This window comes from Shinella oryzae (assembly GCF_023038235.1).
Taxonomy (GTDB): Bacteria; Pseudomonadota; Alphaproteobacteria; order Rhizobiales; family Rhizobiaceae; genus Shinella; species Shinella sumterensis.
In genome coordinates this window covers 462,610-481,601 of sequence record NZ_CP081988.1, presented here as the reverse complement: position 1 = coordinate 481,601, position 18,992 = coordinate 462,610, and the positions used below count along the sequence as shown (strand labels likewise).

Below are 18,992 nucleotides of genomic sequence, written 5' to 3'. Positions count from 1 at the left end.
TCTGCCCTCGTCATTCGCCGACCGTGACCCACACGCCCTTGCTTTGCGTGTAGGAGAGGATCGCATCCATGCATTTGTCGCGGCCGTTGCCGCTTTCCTTCCAGCCCCCGAACGGCAATTGCATGTCGCCATTCATGTAGCTGTTCACGTAAACCATGCCGGCCTCGACATCGCGTGCGAAACGATGCGCCTTGCCCAGGTCGCTCGTCCAGATGCCGGCGGCGAGCCCGAACGGGCTGTCATTGGCGATGGCGACCGCCTCCTCGTAACCGGACACCGGAATGATGCTGGCGACCGGTCCGAATATCTCTTCGCGCGCGATCGTCATGCTATTGTTGACGCCGGTGAAGATGGTGGGCGCGACATAGGCGCCGTGCTCCAGACCGTCGGGCACGCCGCCGCCGAGGATGCAGTCCGCGCCGCCCCGGCGACCGATGTCGATATAGTTCAGCACGCGCTGCTGCTGTTCCCGGGTAACGAGCGGGCCCATCGTGGTGGTCTCGTCCAGCGGGTCGCCGGGCACGTAGCCGGATTTCGCCTGCGCCGACAGTGCATCGATGAAGTCGGGGACAACGGACTTTTCCACGATGATGCGCGAGCCGGCGCAACACACTTCGCCCTGGTTGCCGAAGATGCCCATGGCCGCCCACCAGGCCGCCTTTTCGAGGTTTTCCGCATCCGCCAGGACGATATGCGGAGATTTGCCCCCGCACTCCGTCGCGACCTTCTTCATGTTGGATTGGCCGGCATAGATCAGCATCAGCTTGCCGACCTCTGCCGAGCCGGTAAAGGCGATCTTGTCGACGCCGTCGTGCAAGGCCAGCGCCTTGCCGGCCTCTGCGCCGAAGCCGTTGACGACGTTCAACACGCCCGCGGGCCCGCCGGCCTCCATGAAGAGCCGCGCAAGCAGCAGCGCCGAGAGCGGGGATTGTTCGGCCGGCTTCAGCACGACGGAATTGCCGGCCGAGAGGGCGGGGGCGATTTTCCACACCGTCATCAGCAGGGGATAATTCCACGGAACGATGCAGCCGACGACGCCGAGCGGCTGGCGGATGACATAGGACAGCACGTCGCTTGCCGTCGCGCCGACGCTGCCTTCGATCTTGTCGATGCATTCGGCCGTGAAGCGCAGGCAGGTCAATGCCAGCGGGATATCGACGGCCAGCATCTCCTGGATGGGCTTGCCCATGTCGAGGGTGTCGAGAACAGCGAATTCGCCCGCGTGCTGTTCGACAAGGTCGGCGAACCGCAGCATGACGGCCATGCGGGCACGCGGCGCCATGCGCGACCAGACGCCCGACTTGAAAGCCTTGCGCGCGGAAGCGACGGCGAGGTCGATATCGGCGCCGTCGCCGCGCGACACCGCCGCGATGATGCTGTCATCCGCCGGATTGACCGTCTCGAATTTCGCTCCGGAAACCGCCTCGCGGTAGTCGCCGTCGATGAAGAGCCTTCCTTCGAAAGAGAGTTTCGCGGCCCTGTCGTGCCAGCTGCCTGTGGATGGGGCGATGTTCATGGATGCGTCTCCTTAACCGGCGAGGATCATTTGGGCGGCACGCTCGGCGACCATGATCGTCGGCGCATTGAGGTTGCCCGAAACCATCTTCGGGATGACCGATGCATCTGCGACGCGCAGGCCTTCGAGACCGTGCACCTTCAGGGTCGCGGGATCGGTGACGGCCATCGCGTCGGTCCCCATGCGGCAGGATGAAGACGGGTGATAGAGCGTCGTCATGTGGCCGCGGACGTAGTTGGCGATTTCGGCGTCCGTCCTGCACTCGGCGCTGGGGCTGACTTCGTAATCGACGAGATCGCGGATCGGCGACTGTTCCATGATGCGGCGGTTGATCTTCACACCTTCCACCATGGTGGCGAGGTCGAGCCCATCCGGATCGCTCACGAAATATTTGGGGTCGATCGATGGGTATTCGATCGGATTGGCCGAGCGGAGCCTGATCTCGCCCCGGCTGTTCGGGCGCTGAAGCGTGGAATGCGCGGTGATACCGGATTGGCCGCCCAGGAAGCGGGCATAATCGCGGTGCGGGCTCATCGCGCCGTAGAGCTGCAGGTCGGGCTCGACGCCGGGTCGGCTGCACACATGTCCGCCGGACGCAACCCAGGGAGATGAGCGGATGCCGGTACGGTAGTCGCGCCATTCCTCGAAGCTGTCTGCGATCACCTCGTCGGTCCACGCACCGATGCCGAGCGGTTCCTTGGTGTAGAAGGTGATGGGAATGTTGAGGTGGTCTTGCAAATCCTTGCCGACGCCGGGAAGGTCATGGATGGGATCGACGCCGACCGCCTTGAGTTCGTCCGCCGGACCGATGCCCGACAGCATCAGCAGCTGGCAGGACGCGATCGCACCCGCCGAGAGCACCACTTCGCTTTCGGCATAGGCCGTGTGCGCAACGCCGTCGATGAGATAGCTGACGCCCTTGGCGCGACCATTCTCGACGATGAGCTTCGTGACGAGAACGCCGGTTTCCACGGTGAGGTTGGGGCGTTCGAGGGCCGGCCGCAGATAGGCCTTGCCGGTTCCCCAGCGCTCACCATTCTTGATGGTGAACTGGAAGAGGCCGACCCCTTCCTGGCTCTCGCCGTTGTAATCGGGATTGTAGGGGTAACCCGCCGCCTCGGCGGCCTCGATCCACATCCGCTCATATTTGTCGACATAGGGTACATTGCCGATATGCAGGAGGCCGTCGTTGCCGTGATAGCGGCTGTCCTTGATGTCGGCATTGGCTTCCGAAAAGAGGAACACCGGGAACACATCCTTCCAGCCCCAGCCGCTGCAACCCATCGCTTCCCATGCATCGTAGTCGGACGGCAGCCCCCTGATATAGATCATCGCGTTGAGCGCACCGGAGCCGCCGACCATCTTGCCGCGCGGCCAGAAGATGCGGCGACCGCGGCAGCCCGCCTGAGGCTCGGTGTAATAGCCCCAGTCGGCACCCGTGTTGAACATGGTGACCCAGTCGGATGGAATATCCGAGGCCAGCGGGGCCGCCCGGCCGGCCTCCAGCACCAGGACCTTGCGGTTCGGATCGGCGCTCAGCCGGTTTGCAAGCACGCAGCCGGCGGAACCGGCGCCGATGATGATCGTGTCGTACATGAAAACTCCTCACTTCCCGGTGGTTGCCGGCTTTTCCTGAAACGTGATGGCAGATGCGGCGGCGCGGTTGCGGTGGCGCAGCCAGGACAAGAGATCGCCGAGCCGCCCGACGAGGCCCTTCGGCATAAGCAGGATCGACAGCGCGATGATGAGGCCAAGCCCGAGCGTGCGAAACTCGCCGGCTTCACGCATCAGTTCGTCAGCCGCCACCAGCACGATGGTGCCCACGAGCGGCCCCCAGAAGGTTCCGACGCCGCCGACCACCGTGATGGCGATGATGAACATCAGCTGCGACATCGACAGGATGCCCGGGCCGATGGCCTGGAAATGCGCGGCGTAGAAACCGCCGGCAAGGCCAGTGAAGAAGGCCGAGATGCCGAACACCAGAAGCTGCGCCTGGAACTGGTTGACGCCGCGGGCCACCGCATAGCCGGGATTGTCCTTGAGGGCGCGAAACGCAAGGCCGATCGGGCTTTTGACGATGATGTAGGTGACGACCATCGTGACGGCGAAGAGCGTTGCGATGATGGCATAGTTGCCGACGAGCCATTGGCCCTTGAGGAGGGCGCGCGTGCCAAGATCGCCGAAGCGGGCGAAGCCCACCGCGCCGCCGGTAAACTGCCGGCAGATCGAGCCGACCATGATGAAGCATTCGGTGTCCGTCACGATCAGCAGATACATGGTCTGCGCAATGGCAAGCGTGAGCAGCGCCACGTAAACGCCGGTGAGGCGGAGGCAGGCGAGGCCGACGACCAGCGAGAAGACGACGGCGGAAAGGGCGCCCGGGAGCAAGGCCGCCCAGACATTCCAGCCGAAGTAGAAGCAGATCATCGCGGTCGCATAGCCGCCGAAGGCGAACATCGCCATCTGGGCAAGGGAGAAGACGCCGGCAAAGCCGAACAGCAGGTTCCACTGCGAGGCGATGGTGGCGTAGAACAGTGCCAGCACGATCTGCCCGAGCACGTAGCGGCTGTCGATCATGAAGGGGAGCGCGATCGCGGCTGCGATCAGCAGCAGGCTGACGAAGAGGTCGATCCGGGCGTTGCCGGACATGCCCTTGGAGCTTGAAGTCTTGTTCATGGCGCCACCTCACATGCGACGGATTTGGACACGGCCGAAAAGGCCGGCGGGCCGCCATATCAGGACAGCGATGACCACGAAGAGCAGGGTTGGGAAACCCCAGCGCGCGCCCGCGACGTACTGGACGAAGGCTTCCAGCAGGGCGAGGCCGAAAGCGGCCGCCACCGCGCCCGGAAGGTTGCCGAGGCCTGCGACCACGCACATGATGAAGGCCTTCAGCATGGGGTCGTTGCCGAGCGGCGGCGAAAGCTGGGTCATGGAACTGACCATGACGCCGCAGATGCCGGCGATGGCGCCCGACAGGACGAGAACCTGAAAATAGACCGAGTTGACCGCCACGCCCATCAGCTGGGCCGCCTCGCGGTTCTGCGCCGTCGCGCGGATCGCGCGACCCATGCGTGTCCTGCCGAGAAGCAGTGCGATGACGGCCATGAGCGCGATGACCACCAGCACGATGAGCATGTTCTGATAGGGCAGGCTGACCGGTCCGAGGATGAACGATCCGGTTGCGGAGATCGGCTGCTTCAAAGGCTGGCCGCCATAGGTCAGCAGAATGGCGTTTTCGAGCGCGATGCCGATGCCGACGGTCGCGATCATCACGTTGGATTCGAATGTCGCCTTGTCGGTTTTGAGCAGGTTGCGCACGATCAGCACGTAGAGCAGTCCGCCCGCGACGGCGCCGACCAGAATCGCGCCGGCAAAGCCGACGATGACGGGAAGGCCGAGCACGGTGCAGAGCGTAAAGGCCGAGTAGCCGCCGAGCGTCAACATGGCGGCATGCGCCATGTTGAGCATGCCCATGGAACCCCAGACCAGGGAGAGGCCGACGGTCGCGAGTGCGTAGAGCGCGCCTGTCGTCAGGCCGGCGATGAGGATGGCGGTCAGGATGTCGAGCATGATCGTCAGCCTCCGAGATAGGTTGCGAGGAGTTCATCGCGGGCAAGGAGTTCCGCCGGCGGGCCCGACCACACGATGATGCCGTCATCCAGCAGATGAAGATGGTCGGCGAGGTCGGCGACACGAGCCGGATTTTCCTCGACGAGCAATATGGTCCTGCCGCTTCTGGAGAGCTCCGTTATGACGCCGTAGATCTGCTCGATGATCAGCGGTGCGAGCCCCAGCGACGGCTCGTCGATCAGCAGGATCTGCCCGCCCATCATGAGCCCGCGACCGATGCCGACCATCCGTCGCTCGCCTCCCGAAAGAGACGAGGCCACCTGGTCGCGGCGATCCGAAAGCTTGGGAAGGAGCGTGTAGACTTCGTCCAGCCGCCGGTCGATCTCGGCTTTCGAGGGCGCGAGGTAAGCGCCCATCAGCAGGTTTTCCAGCACGTTCATTTCCGGAAACAGCATGTCGCCCTGCGGAACGTGGGCAACACCCAGCCCGGCGACGGCATGCGGCTTTCCCGGGGCCGGTTCGCCGTTGATGCGGATCGCGCCCGACGTCAGCGGCACGAGGCCGGAAATGGTCTTAAGCAGGGTCGACTTGCCATGGCCGTTGGGGCCGACGACGGTCACGAAGTCGCCGGCGGCAATGTCGAAGGATATGCCCTTGAGGACTTGCAGTCCCTTGTAGCCCGAAACCACGTTGGAAAGACTGAGGACAGGCGGTTGGGTGGATGCGCTCACGGCTGTACCTCGCCTTCGGCAAAATATGTCGCGAGCCGCTTGCGGGTGCCTTCTCCAAGATAAGAGTCCACGACCACGGGGTCTTCCGCCACCGCCTGCGGCGGGCCTTCGAAGATTTTCTTGCCGTGATGCATGATGATGACGCGGCTGGAGAGCGCCAGCAGGAAACGCATGACATGTTCGATCAGAACGACGGTCATACCGTTCGCTTTCAGCCGTTCGACCAGACCGATGATGTGATCGATCTCGCTGGAATTGAGCCCGCCGACGGGCTCGTCTAGGAAAAGCAGTTTGGGCCGTGTCGCGATCGCGCCGGCAATCATCAGCAGCTTGCGGTCGAGCACGGGAAGCTGCCCCACCGTGGCATCCGCCTTGTCGGCAAGACCGACGAAAGCCAATGCCTCTTGCGTCTGTTGGCGCACATCCTGGCCGAGCTTCAGGCCCGGGATCGCCCTTCGGCTCCTGCCGAAATAGGCGGCGACGTCGATGTTTTCGCGCACCGTCAGGCTTTCAAAGGCGGCGTTGAGCTGGAATGTGCGCGCGATGCCATGCTGGCAAATGCTGTCGGCGCCAAGCTTTGAAATGTCGTGGCCGTCGAAAACCATCCGGCCCTCGGTGGCGGGGGTCACGCCCGTCACCACATCGAAGAAGGTCGTCTTGCCCGCACCGTTCGGGCCGCCGATGCCGACGATCTCGCCGCGGTTCACGGTGAGCGACATGCCATCGACCGCCGCAAGCGAGCCGTAGCGCTTCACGACGTTTTCGCATTCCAGCAAGATTGTCCCGCTGCTTTCCATCATTCCGCTCCTTTTGCCATCGGTACCGGCCGCTCCGGCGGCCGATACCCCGTTCAGGGCTGCGCTGCCGGGACCTATTTGATCCAGGGCGGCAGGAGGAACGTGTCGGTGGCGTAGAGCGCCGGTGCGATGAGCTTCGGATCGGTCTTGTAGTCCTGATGCTGCAGGAACTGGTGCGGCATGCCCAGCGAAGGATCGGCGGTCTGTGTCGGGTAGCAATAGGCGGACTGGCCGGCGGGATCGGCCCGGTAGGTTCCGTTGACGCCGCGATAGACGTTGCGTCGCATGACGGCGGCGACCTTGCTCACCTGCTCCTTGTTGAAGGGCTCGCCCGGCCCCCCGGCGATGGCAGCGGCTATCGCCCACATCCACAGCCCGTCATAGGTCTGCGACCCCGTGATGTAGGCGGAGTTGGGGCCGAATTTCGCGCGATAGGACTCGCGGAACGGTTTCGAGAAGTCATCCGGCAGGCAGCCGACGACCGTCGAATAGATGACGCCGTTGATCGTCTCGCCGCCGATCTCGCGGAAAGCGGGAAGGGAGGGGCCGTACTGCATGTAGACGAGGCTGTTGGTTGGCTGCGTGAGGAACTGCACCATGAACTGGGCAAGGTCCTGAGGCAGGAAGTGCGTGACGATAATGGCAGCCGGCGGGTCCTGACGCAGCTTTGCCAGTGTCGGGCCCCACTGGTTCGTCGGGAACGGCACGGTCTCGAACAGGCTCACCTCGAAACCGTAATCCTTGGCCTGATCGCGGATCGCGTTGGCGATGACGATCGAATACTCGTTTGCCGAGGGAATGATGGCGATCTTCTTGTTCGGCGCTTTCCACGTGCCGGCGTCCGAAAGCGACTTCAGGAAGTTCAGGCAGCCAGGCCCGTACCAGAATTCCGGCGGATCGCCCTGGAACGAACCATAATACCGTTCGGGATCGGTCTTGAACTTCTCATTGTGCGAGATGAGCGTGTTGTAGTGCATCATGATGACGTCGTTGTCGGCCGCGACGTCCATCTCGATCATGTTGGTGCCGAGATTATAGCCATTGATGAGCACCGGGGTGTTGAAGCGGTCGATCAGCCGCTGCATGGACTGGGACACGAGGTCCGCCCCCATTTCCTTGGTGTCCTCAATGTGGATCTCGACAGGCCGCCCCAGAATGCCGCCGGCGGCATTGATCTCCTCGGCGGCGAGGTCGAGGCCATTCTTGAACTCGATGCCATCGGCCGCCGCGATGCCGGACATCGGCAACGCCGAGCCCACCGCGATCGGCGAGGTATCCTGCGCCTTGGCGGACCTGTTCATGTCGGCGAGAAGCATTCCACCGGCGGCGCCGGCTCCCAAGGCGCCCTGAAGCATTGCACGTCTATTCATCATAACGGTTACCCCTTTTATATTTGGTTGTGTTCGTCATGCGCGTATCGATGCTTATCTGGAGAAGATCACCTCCAGGCCGGCAGCGGCGGAAAGAACGCTGGCATCTGCGCCGCGCGCTCCGATGATTTGGAAACCGACCGGCAGGCCGTCCGGCGTGAACCCGCAGGGTATGACGCAGGCAGGCTGCTGGCTGAGGTTGATGGGGAAGCTGAAGCCCGCCCATTCCGTCCATCGTGCAAAGGCGCTTCCCGCAGGTATCTCAAGTCCTGCATCGAAGGCCGGCAGCGCCGTGCCGGGCGACACGACGAAATCGTATTCGGCGAGCAGCCGATCCATCGCCGCGCCGTAGTCGCCACGCCGGACCTGTGCGAGCACGAGCGCAGTCGAACTGTAGGCAGCACCGGCGCGGGCGATTTCCAGAAAGCCCGGATCGATCGACGCGCGTTCGGCCTCGGGGATCGCGGAGAGACGCGCGGCGGCCCCGGTGAACCAGTGATGGTGGAAGAGATCGAGAAGGCCTTCTGCCGGCAGCGTGATCGGTTCAACGTGTGCGCCTGCGGAAGACAGGCGTGCGACGGCGGCGTCTACGACCGCGGCGATGTCGGGATCGACGGTGCCGCTTGCCGGCGTCGACCAGTATCCGACGCGTTTGCCAGCAAGATCGATTTCTGCGGGGCGGTCGAGGCTTGCCAGTACGCCGGCACCCTGCGCCCAATCCCGGATGTCCCGGCCGGACATCGCCTGCAGCATGGCTGCGGCATCGCTCGCGCTTCGTGTCATCGGCCCGATATGGGCAACGGTGCCGAAGGCGCTCGCCGGATGGGCCGGAACCCGGCCGAATGTCGGCTTGTGACCGACGATCCCGGTGAAGGATGCGGGAACACGGATCGACCCACCGCCATCGGTTCCCAGATGGAACACGCCCGCGCCGACCGCTGCGGCCACGGCCGCGCCGCCGGATGAACCACCGGGGGTTTTCTGCGTGTTCCATGGATTGCGGGTCACGCCGAAAAGCGCGCTGTCGGTGACGGCTTTCCAGCCGAATTCCGGGGTCGTGGTTTGTGCAATGAAGACCGCGCCCGCCTTGCGCAACCGTTCCACGGATGGCGCGTCCTCGCTGTAAGGACGTGCAGGCGTGGTGGCACTGCCGTAGCGTACGCTCCACCCGTTAACCCATACGATGTCCTTGAGCGTGGTCGGGATGCCATCGACCTGCGAAAGAGGCGCACCCTCCGCCCAGCGCTTCTCCGAAGCGCCGGCCGCCGCAAGCGCACCCCCATGGTCGATAAAGGTGAAGGCGTTGAGCTCCGGATTGACCGCCTCGGCGCGCGCCATCGCGGCCTTGGCGACCTCGACCGGCGAAAGCGTGCGGTTGCGATAAGCAGTCGTCAGCGCGGCGGCGTCCAGACGGCACAGCTCCGCCGCGCCTTCGAGCGGGTTCTGTAAAGGCATTCGGTCGTTCCCCTGGTTCCCTGCATCTTTGCGGCAGGTGGTTTGTTGCAGGCAGAATGGACCTTTCCTTCCAACGCACAAAATGTATTCTCTCGCATAACTTCATACATTTTGTGGAGAGTTCGGTGCGATGAACCTGACAATCCGGCAGCTTCGCTATGTCTGCGAAGTGGCGAACCTCGGCAGCGTACAGGCCGCATCGAAATCACTGCATATCTCGCAATCATCCATTCTTGCGGCCATCACGCTCGCCGAAGGGGAAATGGGTGCGCGCATCTTCGAGCGGCGCCCGGCGCGCGGAGTGCAGGTGACGCCCGCAGGCGAGCGCTTCATCAGTGCCGCGCGCATCATGCTGTCCGCTGCCACGGAGTTCGACAGGGCGATCGGCGACCTCGCCGACCGCGTGCCGAAGGTGCTGCGCATCGGTTGCTTCGAGCCGTTCGGGGCGCTGTTCATGCCGGAAATGCTGCGCATGTACATCCACAACGTGGCAGATGTCGAAATCGACCTTCTGGAAGGCGACCAGGTGCAGCTGCAAACCTGGCTCGGCGAAGGGCTGATCGATCTGGCCGTTCTCTACGATATCGGCTCGATCACGACCGGCACGATGACAAAGATCTGCAAGGTACCGGCGCATGCGCTCCTGCATGTCGATGACCCGCTGGCGGCCCGGGACGCCGTCTGGTTGTCGGAGATCGCGACGCGCCCGTTCGTGCTTCTGGACATGCCGCAGACGGCCACTTACCTGCTGACTTTGTTCGATATCCTCGCGAAACGACCGGACGTGCGCTTTCACACGCGCTCCTACGAGACGGTCCGTTCCGCGGTGGCATCCGGATTCGGCATGTCGATCCTCAACATGCGGCCCATCGGCCGGGCGACATCTGACGGGCAGGGTATCGTGCGGCGGCCGATCCTCGACGAGCTTCCGCCGCCGTCCGTTATCGTCCTGGACCTCTATGGCAATGCCAAGCCGCTGTTCGTGCGGCTGTTCATCGAAATCATACGCCGGTTCTTCCGCGAGGTGGGGCCGTCTGGGTTTTCCGTCTGCGTCGAGGAGCGGCACCCGTCCCTGATTTTCAACTAGCCGAAACCAAGGCTGCCGGTGCGGCCGTCACGATGCAGGGGCGGGTTCCGGTACGGCCTCGGCCTTCCTCTGGGCGTAGATCCGCGCCAGCCAGGCACAGACCATGAGCTGGATCTGGTGGAACAGCATCAGGGGCAGCACGATCGCGCCGACGGACTGGCCGGCGAAGATGACGCCCGCCATAGGCACGCCGCTTGCCAGGCTCTTCTTGGAGCCGCAGAACAGCGCGGTAATCCGGTCCTCGCGGTTGAAGCCGAAAAGCTTGCCGCCCAGGCTGGTGATCAGCAGCACCGTCGCCAGCAGGAGGACGTCGATCAGAACGAGTAGCGCCAGGTCCTTTCCGTCCAGCTGATGCCAGACGCCCTGCGCCACGGCTTCGGAAAAGGCGAGATAAACCACCATCAGGATGGAGCCGCGATCGAAAGGGGTGAGCAGCGCCTTGCGGGCACGCACCCAGTTGCCGATGAACGGCTGCAGCAGTTGGCCGGCCACGAAGGGCAGGAAGAGCTGCAGCATGATCTTCCACACCATATCAAAGGAAACACCGACATGGCCGCCGGCGGAGAACAGCATGGCGACCAGGACCGGGGTGAGGAAGATGCCGAGAATGTTCGAGGTCGAGGCGGCGCAGATCGCCGCCGGCACGTTTCCGCCCGCAATCGAGGTGAATGCAATCGACGACTGCACCGTCGAAGGCAGAACGCAGAGGAACAGCAGGCCGAGATAGAGCGGCTGCGGAATGAGCCAGGGCGAAAGTAGGCCAAGCCCGAGGCCCAGCAGCGGGAAGATCACGAAGGTGGTGACCAGGATGAACAGCTGCAGCCGCCAGTGCAGGAAGCCTGCGATCACCACATCGGTGGAGAGACGCGCGCCGTGCAGGAAGAACAGCCCCGCGATCGCAAGCATCGTCGCGATGCCGAACCAATCGGCCGGTTCGCCGGAGATCGGCAGGACAGAGGCCAGGCCAACGGCTGCGAGAAGCAGCAGGGTGAACGTATCAGGCAGAAGGTTCTTCACGGGAGCATCCAGATCGATCGGGTCTCGACTATCGCGCGATCTTGGATATCCTGAATCAAGATGCAAGGAATAACAGTTATCGAGGATCGTGATATGCTTGATCTCGTGCAGCTGCGCAGTTTCCTGACGGTGGCCCAGGCCAGAAGCTTCACGCTTGCCGCAGAACGCCTTCAACTCGGCCAGTCGACGGTCAGCCAGCATGTGCAGCGTCTGGAGCGCGATCTGCGGCGACGGCTCATCCACCGCGACACGCACTCGGTGCGGCTGACGCCGGATGGCGAAGCGCTGTTGCCGCATGCCCGGCAGCTTCTGGCCCTCGAGCGCCAGGCCATTGCGCAATTCGAGACGGAGACGCCGCGCGGCACGTTCCGGCTCGGCGTTTCCGAGGACCTCGTGAGCGCGCAGTTGCCAGGCCTTCTTGAGGATTTCATCGCGGACTATCCCTCCGTCGACCTCCAGCTTTCGGTCGCGCTTTCCAGGACGCTTGGCGAGATGCAGGATCGCGGCGAGCTCGATCTCGTCATGGCCAAGCGCCGCATCGGCGACAAGCGGGGCGACAGTGTGCTGCGCGAGCCTCTGGTCTGGCTGGCGAGCGATCCCGAGGCCGTGCTGGCGAAACCCGTTCTGCCGCTGATCGTTTTTCCGCCGCCGAGCCTGACGCGCGTGCTGCTGATGGAGGCGCTTGAGCGAAGCGGTACGGCATGGCGCATTGTCTGCTCGTGCCCCAGCCTGAGCGGTTTGACGGCCGCCGCCCGTGCCGGCATGGGCGTGCTCGTGCAACCCCGCAGCCTTGCGCCCGCTGGTCTGCGCGAGATCGCACAGCCGCATCTTCCGGTTCTGGAGGATGTCGAATTCGTGCTCGTGACATCGGCGTCCGCCAACCGTGCCACCGTTTCCGCCTTCTCGCGGCGGGTGCGGGAACGGTTTGGAAAGGGCTTCGTTTCGGTTGGGAACGCCGCCTGAAGCCTGTCGCCTAACCGGCCAGGGTCAGGCTAACGCCGGCGGTCTTGAGCGCCGAGGCGATATCGCGCGGTGGCGCCTTGTCGGTGAAGAGGTCGGTCAGCGCGTTGAACGCGCAGACCCGGACAAGCCCTTGCCGCCCGAATTTGCTGTGGTCGGTAACGACGATCGCACGCTTGCCGCGGGAAATCACCGTTCGCGCGAACTCCGCCTCCTCCAGATCGTAATCCATGATCCCGATCGAGGCATCGATCGCGCCCGTGGTGATGACGGCGTGGCTGACGGTAAAGTTGCTGACGAAATCGATCGCCGAAACGCCGAAAGCCGCGCCATTGTCGCTGCGCAGCTCGCCGCCGGCCATGTAAACTCGGTTGTCATTGACCGTCGAGAGCGTGCGGGCGATATCCGAGGAGTTCGTGATCACGGTGAGCCGCCGGTGTCCGAGCAGCTCGCGGGCGAGATAGCTCGTGGTCGTGCCCGTATCCAACATGACGGAATCGCCATCGCGAATGGTCAGGGCGACGGCGGCTGCTATCGCTTTCTTCGCCTCGCTGTTCTCACGCATGCGCTTTTCGAAGGGCGCCTCGCCGACGGTGGAAGGCAATGCCACGGCGCCATGCATCTTCACGACACTGCCGTTCGACGTCAGCGGCTTGATGTCCCGGCGCACGGTTTCGAGCGAAACGCCAAGCTTGCTGGCGAGTTCGGCAATCGTCACCGTGCCGTCCTGCTGGAGAAGGCGAAGAATGTCGCTGTGGCGCTTGGAAGAGTTCATGGCAGTCATGTCCGCGGTGCTTTCCTGCTTCCATAATCCGTTCGGTGCACGCTGACAAGAAAAGCCGCATGAACGGTCATAAAAACAGAAAAAGCCACACCCCCAAGCAGTGGCGCCATCGCCTTACAGGCGAAGCTGGGGATCCTTCCATATTCTGAAGCCACCTGCGAAGGCACGCGTATTATCGCCGCGCACGCTGTTGCCAGGCAGGTCGGAGAGATGTGCGACATTGCCGCCGCCGATGACGATGTAATCCGGCAGCAGGGCGGCATTCAGGCATTCCGTCACCGCGGCGACGGCCTTGCGCCATTTCTTCTTTCCGCGTTTCTCCAGGGCGGGCTCTCCGACATAATCCTCGAAGCTCCCGCCCTTCCGGAAGGGAAGGTGGCCCACCTCCACGGGATGGCAGACATTGTCGAGGATCATGGCGGTACCCAGCCCGGTGCCGAGACCGAGGAAGAGCATGCGCCCGCCCTCATAGCTGCCGATCGCCTGCATGAGGGCGTCGTTGACGACCTTGACGGGCTTGCCGAAATGATCCGCAAAATCGTAGCCGACCCATCCGCTCGCGAGATGGGCGGGATCCCGCGACGGTTTGTTTTCCCTGACGGGACCGGGATAGCCGATGGAGATGACGTCATAGGACCAGCCCCTGGCAAGGTCGCGGACCGCGTCGACCATCTGTGCCGCAGACATCGCAGGACCGGATTCCACCCGTCGTTCCTCGACATGCGTGCTCGTCATGATCTTTACATGCGAGCCGCCGACATCGATCGATAGAACGACCGGATCGGCCGGTGCGGCGTCATCCTCTCGCGTCGTCATGGCGGCCCTCCTCACTGTCAGGGGCAAGCGCAGCGTACCAGCCGCCGGGCGGACCGAAACCGTTCGAGGCCTCCGGCGGACCCCACGTACCGGGATCGTAACCATGGAGTGGCGACGGGTTTTCGAGAACGCGCTCGACGATGCGCCAGGCGATCTCGCTTGCATCCTGGCGCGTGAACAGCTGGGCATTGCCGTTCATGGCATCGCCGATCAGGCGCTCATAGGGTGTCATGTCGCCCGTATCGTCATCGACCGCCAGAAGTTCGACAGGCTCGCCGACCATGGCGTCGCCGGCCGCCTTGCGTCGTGCACCCAGTGCGACCGCGACCTGCGGCGAGATGCGGAACCGCAGATAGTTGGCGTCTTCGCGACGGATCGTGTCGAAGACATCGATGGGCGGCCGCTTCAGCCGCACCACGACCTCCGTCATATGGACCGGGAGGTTCTTGCCGGCGCGGATGTGGAACGGCACGTCCTTCCAGCGCCAGGTATCGACGTGGAAGCGCACCGCCGCGAAGGTCTCGACGGTCGAGCCCGGCCGCACGCCGGGTTCGTCGAGATATCCCTTGAACTGTCCACGAACCACATCGGAGGGCCTGAGCGTGCGCACGGCCTTCAACACCTGCACCTTTTCGTCGATCAGGTCATCGACCGTGCGGCCGGCCGGCGGTTCCATCGCCAGCAGCAGCAGGACGTTGAGCAGGTGGTTCTGGATCACGTCCCGCAGGCATCCGACCTCGTCGTAGAACTTGCCCCGGCCTTCCACGCCGAAATCTTCCGCCATGGTGATCTCGACGCTTTCGACGTGATCGCGGTTCCAGATCGGCTCCAGGAAGGAGTTGGCGAAGCGGAAATAGAGCAGGTTCTGGATCGCTTCCTTGCCGAGATAGTGGTCGATGCGGAAGATCGATTTCTCCGCGAAGGCCGTATGCAGGATGGCGTTGAGCTGCCGGGCGGACTGGAGATCGCGCCCGAACGGCTTTTCCACCATCAGCCGCCCGCCCTTTGCGAGGTTCGAATGCTGCAGGCCCTGTACCACCGGTTCGAACATGCTGGGCGGCACGGCGAGGTAAAACAGGGGCCTGCGGGCGCCGCCAAGCGCAGTCTTCAGCGTTTCGAAGGTGCCGGGCTCGCGGTAGTCGCCGCTGGCATAGTTCATGAGGCCGGCCAATCGGGCAAAGACGACCTCATCGACGGCGCCAAGGGCCTTGATGATACCGTCCCGGGCGCGTTCGACCAGCTTTTCGCGCGGCCAGTCGTCATAGGCGATGCCGATGATCGGCTCGGCAAGCGTCCCGCGCGCCACCATGCGGTAAAGCGCGGGAAAGATCTTCTTGTGCGCGAGGTCTCCCGTTGCGCCGAACAGCACAAGGGCATCCGAGCGGTTGGTCGTCATCAAAGCCTCCCTGGAACGGATATCACTCCGCCTTCTTCTCGACATGGCCGCCGAAGGCGAAGCGCATGGCCGACAGCAGCTTGTCGGCGAAGGCTGATTCACCCTGCGAAGTGAAGCGGTCGAAGAGGGCCGAGGAAAGAACGGGGGCGGGCACGCCGGTGTCGATCGCCGCCTTCAACGTCCATCGTCCCTCGCCAGAATCCGAGACGCGCCCGCCATAGCCTGCAAGCGTCTGGTCGTTCTTGAGAACGCCTGCCGTCAGGTCGAGCAGCCAGGAGCCGATGACGCTGCCGTGCCGCCACACTTCCGTTACCGCAGCCAGATCGATGTCGAAGCGGTAGTATTCCGGGTTCTTCAGCGGACTCGTCTCCGCATCGGTGGTGCGCGGTCTGTTGCCGGCATTGGCTGCCTTGAGGATGTTCAGGCCCTCGGCATAGGCGGCCATCATGCCGTACTCGATACCGTTGTGCACCATCTTGACGAAGTGCCCCGCACCGCTCGGGCCGCAATGGAGGTAGCCGAAAGGGGCGGTGCCATGTTCGGTGGACGGCGCCGCGCCCTTGTCCGCGCCGGGCGCGAGCGTGGCGAAGATGGGGTCGAGGTGGCGCACCGCCGCCTCGGGGCCGCCGATCATCAGGCAATAGCCGCGCTCCAGCCCCCAGACGCCGCCGCTCGTGCCGACGTCGACGAAGCTGATGCCGCGGCCGGAAAGCTCTGCGGCCAGGTCCACGGCATCCTGATAATGCGAATTGCCGCCGTCGATGATGATGTCACCCGGCTGCATCTCTGCGGCAACCTCTTTGGCCACCTTGCCGGTGATGGCGGCGGGCAGCATCAGCCAGAGGCAGGCGGGTTTGGCGAGCCGCGCGACGAGATCCTCGAGGGACATCGCGCCGGTCGCGCCTTCGGCAACGAGCGCCGCCACGGCGTCGGGATTGATATCATAGACCACGCAGTCATGGCCGTCCTTCATGAGGCGTCGCACCATATTGGCGCCCATGCGCCCCAAACCCATCATACCGATCTGCATTGCTAAGTCCTTCGTTGAAAGAATGGTTCGGCATGGTCGAACCGCTATTCCGGCGCGACGATCACGCCGAAATTGCGGCCTTCCCAGCGCTGCGCGTCACGCCAGAAAAACGTGAATTCGACACCTTGGCCGACGCTCAGATGCGACACGGGAATGTCAACGACATGGACGCCGAAGGCATTTTCGCGCGTGGTGCTTTCCTCGACAGTCATCCAGGCGTCGGCGCTCCAGCGAACGGTCGCGGCAGCCAGAAGCTCGAGCCGCAGCATCTTGCCTTCAGCGAGTGTGCGGATCCTGTTGTTGAAGCGCCATGAGCGGAACGGTGCGGTTGTCCGGTTCTTGATATAGCGCGCCGGGCCCTGCGGTGGCATGTCGAAGACATGGCCGTCGCGCAGCGAGCGCAGCAGCTTGACATATTCCGCATGCGCCCAGACCAGCGGCATGGCGCTGCCTGACGGGCGGCCGTGCAGAAGTTCCCGCTCCGGCATATCGGCGCCGTCCCACACCTGTTCGGGCAGCAATCCCCCCGGCCCCGCGGAGGCGGCAAAGGTGCCGAGAAGATCGAAGGCGACCTGCGGGCGGCCTGCGGCGAGTTCGTAATGCGCGCGCTCGCCGGTCAGCAGGGGCCAGGGTCGTCCCTGGCCGGTTCCGTCGAAAGGGCCGCCATTGGGGTGTTCGCCATAGCCGTCATCGGTGTAGCGATACCAGACCGGCCCCTGCGGCAGGTCGGCGCGCAGCGATGCATCGATCACCTTGACCGTATCGACGATGCGGGGGTCGTCGGGCGCGCGCAGGCCGAAGCGCACCAGCGCCAGCGCATCCGGGCTGACGATGAGGTCGGGCCGTCGGTCGGCGTCGTCGGGCGGGCGGTTTTTGATGGGAACGAAACCGTCCCGGGGGGAGGCCGCACCGGAAAGATCGCTCGGCGCGATGCGCACGTAGTAGCCGGACACGCCGAGCGCCGCGCATGTATCCGTGCCGCTGGCATAGGTCCATTTCTCGACCTGGTCGTTCCAGCAGTCCGCGGTCTCGCGGGCAAAGCGCGCAGCCTCCCGCCTGTCGCACGCGTCGAGGACATCGGCGGCGGCAAGAAGGGCGGCGATTTCGACGGCCAGCGTGAAGGGGGAGTATCCGCTGTCCTCCTCCCAGCGGTCCTCGCCGGTGACGGGGCCGTTTTTCACGAGATAGGCTGTCGCGCGCTCCACCATGGGCAGGTAGGCGAGGAGCATTTCGCCTGAAAGCGCGCCCGCGCGATGCAGCGCATCGGCCAGCAGCAGCGGAAAGCCGCATTCGTCCATCTGGATGCCGTTCCAGTAGGCCGTGCCATCGAGCCAGACATTCTGCGGCCAGTGGCCGTCGGCCTCCTGAATGGTGCGGAGATAGGCGAGGATTTCCAGCGCATCATCGACGAGGCCGACGGCAAGAAAGCCGCCGGCCGTTTCGACAAGATCGCGCGGCCAGACGAGATGGTAGCCGCCGAGGTCGTCGTCGCCCTTGTTGAAGCCCCAGGGGACGGAGAGACTGGCGATGGCAGGCCCGGGAAAGCTCGACGAGCGGTGCGTGCCCAGCACGGCGGTGCTGGTGCGGTAGAGGTTGGGGCCCTTGTGACCGGGCTGGTCGAGCGGCAGAAGGTCCTTCTGCCAGTCGTGCCATCCGGCGACATAGGCGCGTGCTGCGCTGTCGAAACCCGCATTGAGGCTGGCAAGCGCGTTGTAGCCTGCTTCATCCGCACTCGGTCCGAAGGAGAGTGCAAGAAGGGCGAAGTCCTGCGTCGGCGTAAAGCCGATTTCGCCCGTCAGCGCGACATTGCCATCCGGCGCGCTTGTATATCGGGCGTCGAGCCTGCCGGAGGCCGACAGGGCGCGCCAGCCGTCCGACACGCCGACATAGCCCGCTGACGCCTCGCGCCAGGGTAGGGAGGAGGCGAGCGCCAGGAACTGCCCCCGCCCGCTGGCAAAGAGCATCGTCACGCCCTTGTATTCGCCGATCCATGCGGAATTGCCCATCCCCGCATTGACCAGGTGGGGCGCGAGCAGGGCGTAGACGTGATAGTCCGAGGCAGCACCGGAAAGCGGGGTGAATCGGATGTTTTGCAGGACCGTCGGCCGCAGGGGATCGGTGAGAATGCGCTTCTCGATCCTGTAGGCGCCGTCGAGCGCGGTGTTGGTGAGGTGGAAGGCGGGAACACCGTCCGCAAACCAGGCGACCTCGTGTGCCGCGTGGCGTTTTTCTTCCGAGAAGTAACCGTCGTCGCGCGTCACCACCAGGCCGAGATCGCGTGTGCAGGCGTGATCGAGGCGCGGATGGTAGACCTCGTTCAGAATGCCGTGGCTGGTGGTGAACCAGGTGCGCGAGGCCGCGGTCAGTGCTGTTCCCACTCCACTCTTTGCGCTGGATGTCCACCGGGCATCAATTCCCGGCGCGCCGGGGGCGGGATTCTGGCTGGCGGCTATGTCCAAG

At 64.1% G+C, this 18,992-nt stretch carries 16 protein-coding genes; 2 read left to right on the top strand and 14 right to left on the bottom strand.

The features are described 5' to 3' along the window. Positions 1 to 10: 10 nt before the first annotated feature. The 8 genes from K6301_RS18380 to K6301_RS18345 form a co-directional block, all read right to left on the bottom strand. Positions 11 to 1,516 (bottom strand): aldehyde dehydrogenase, encoded by a 1,506-nt coding sequence (locus tag K6301_RS18380; RefSeq protein WP_247221984.1) that lies wholly within the window; start codon positions 1,514 to 1,516, stop codon positions 11 to 13. Between the two features lie 12 nt (positions 1,517 to 1,528). Next, positions 1,529 to 3,112, bottom strand: coding sequence for a GMC family oxidoreductase (locus K6301_RS18375; RefSeq protein ID WP_247221983.1), 1,584 nt, complete (start codon positions 3,110 to 3,112; stop codon positions 1,529 to 1,531). Between the two features lie 9 nt (positions 3,113 to 3,121). Continuing rightward, positions 3,122 to 4,192, bottom strand: coding sequence for a branched-chain amino acid ABC transporter permease (locus tag K6301_RS18370; RefSeq protein WP_247221982.1), 1,071 nt, complete (start codon positions 4,190 to 4,192; stop codon positions 3,122 to 3,124). Positions 4,193 to 4,201: 9 nt separating this feature from the next. After that, positions 4,202 to 5,089, bottom strand: coding sequence for a branched-chain amino acid ABC transporter permease (locus K6301_RS18365; RefSeq protein WP_247221981.1), 888 nt, complete (start codon positions 5,087 to 5,089; stop codon positions 4,202 to 4,204). A 5-nt stretch (positions 5,090 to 5,094) separates the two neighbouring features. Next, a complete protein-coding gene (locus K6301_RS18360; protein WP_247221979.1) occupies positions 5,095 to 5,820 on the bottom strand; it encodes an ABC transporter ATP-binding protein in 726 nt (241 codons plus the stop codon). Further along, complete coding sequence (locus tag K6301_RS18355; RefSeq protein WP_247221978.1) at positions 5,817 to 6,617, bottom strand: ABC transporter ATP-binding protein; 801 nt, start codon at positions 6,615 to 6,617, stop codon at positions 5,817 to 5,819. Before K6301_RS18355 ends, K6301_RS18360 begins: the two co-directional genes overlap by 4 nt. 74 nt (positions 6,618 to 6,691) lie before the next feature. Continuing rightward, positions 6,692 to 7,990, bottom strand: coding sequence for an ABC transporter substrate-binding protein (locus K6301_RS18350; protein ID WP_134648730.1), 1,299 nt, complete (start codon positions 7,988 to 7,990; stop codon positions 6,692 to 6,694). A gap of 51 nt (positions 7,991 to 8,041) precedes the next feature. Further along, positions 8,042 to 9,442 (bottom strand): amidase, encoded by a 1,401-nt coding sequence (locus tag K6301_RS18345; RefSeq protein WP_247221977.1) that lies wholly within the window; start codon positions 9,440 to 9,442, stop codon positions 8,042 to 8,044. A gap of 130 nt (positions 9,443 to 9,572) precedes the next feature. Between K6301_RS18345 and K6301_RS18340 the strand changes: the two genes are divergently transcribed. Beyond that, positions 9,573 to 10,529 (top strand): LysR family transcriptional regulator, encoded by a 957-nt coding sequence (locus K6301_RS18340; protein ID WP_247221976.1) that lies wholly within the window; start codon positions 9,573 to 9,575, stop codon positions 10,527 to 10,529. A gap of 27 nt (positions 10,530 to 10,556) precedes the next feature. Here the strand turns inward: K6301_RS18340 and K6301_RS18335 are convergent, their stop codons facing one another. Further along, positions 10,557 to 11,546 (bottom strand): bile acid:sodium symporter family protein, encoded by a 990-nt coding sequence (locus K6301_RS18335; RefSeq protein ID WP_247221975.1) that lies wholly within the window; start codon positions 11,544 to 11,546, stop codon positions 10,557 to 10,559. 93 nt (positions 11,547 to 11,639) lie between these two features. On the opposite strand from K6301_RS18335, the gene K6301_RS18330 reads away from it, so the two are divergent. Next, positions 11,640 to 12,509: a LysR family transcriptional regulator gene (locus K6301_RS18330; RefSeq protein ID WP_247221974.1), complete on the top strand. Its 870-nt coding sequence runs from the start codon at positions 11,640 to 11,642 to the stop codon at positions 12,507 to 12,509. Between the two features lie 10 nt (positions 12,510 to 12,519). On the opposite strand, the gene K6301_RS18325 is transcribed toward K6301_RS18330, so the two are convergent. The 5 genes from K6301_RS18325 to K6301_RS18305 all read right to left on the bottom strand — a co-directional run bounded on the left by K6301_RS18325 (position 12,520) and on the right by K6301_RS18305 (position 18,985). Then, positions 12,520 to 13,281, bottom strand: a complete 762-nt coding sequence (locus K6301_RS18325; RefSeq protein WP_247222422.1) for a DeoR/GlpR family DNA-binding transcription regulator — start codon at positions 13,279 to 13,281, stop codon at positions 12,520 to 12,522. A 123-nt stretch (positions 13,282 to 13,404) separates the two neighbouring features. Beyond that, positions 13,405 to 14,106 (bottom strand): ROK family protein, encoded by a 702-nt coding sequence (locus tag K6301_RS18320; RefSeq protein ID WP_247221973.1) that lies wholly within the window; start codon positions 14,104 to 14,106, stop codon positions 13,405 to 13,407. Next, positions 14,087 to 15,502, bottom strand: a complete 1,416-nt coding sequence (gene zwf / locus K6301_RS18315) for a glucose-6-phosphate dehydrogenase (protein ID WP_247221972.1) — start codon at positions 15,500 to 15,502, stop codon at positions 14,087 to 14,089. Before zwf ends, K6301_RS18320 begins: the two co-directional genes overlap by 20 nt. Positions 15,503 to 15,524: 22 nt before the next feature. After that, the gene (gene gnd / locus K6301_RS18310) at positions 15,525 to 16,532 is read right to left on the bottom strand and encodes a phosphogluconate dehydrogenase (NAD(+)-dependent, decarboxylating) (RefSeq protein ID WP_247221970.1); all 1,008 of its coding nucleotides are present in this window, start codon (positions 16,530 to 16,532) and stop codon (positions 15,525 to 15,527) included. A 44-nt stretch (positions 16,533 to 16,576) separates the two neighbouring features. After that, the gene (locus K6301_RS18305; RefSeq protein ID WP_247222421.1) at positions 16,577 to 18,985 is read right to left on the bottom strand and encodes a glucan 1,4-alpha-glucosidase; all 2,409 of its coding nucleotides are present in this window, start codon (positions 18,983 to 18,985) and stop codon (positions 16,577 to 16,579) included. Between the last annotated feature and the right edge of the window lie 7 nt (positions 18,986 to 18,992).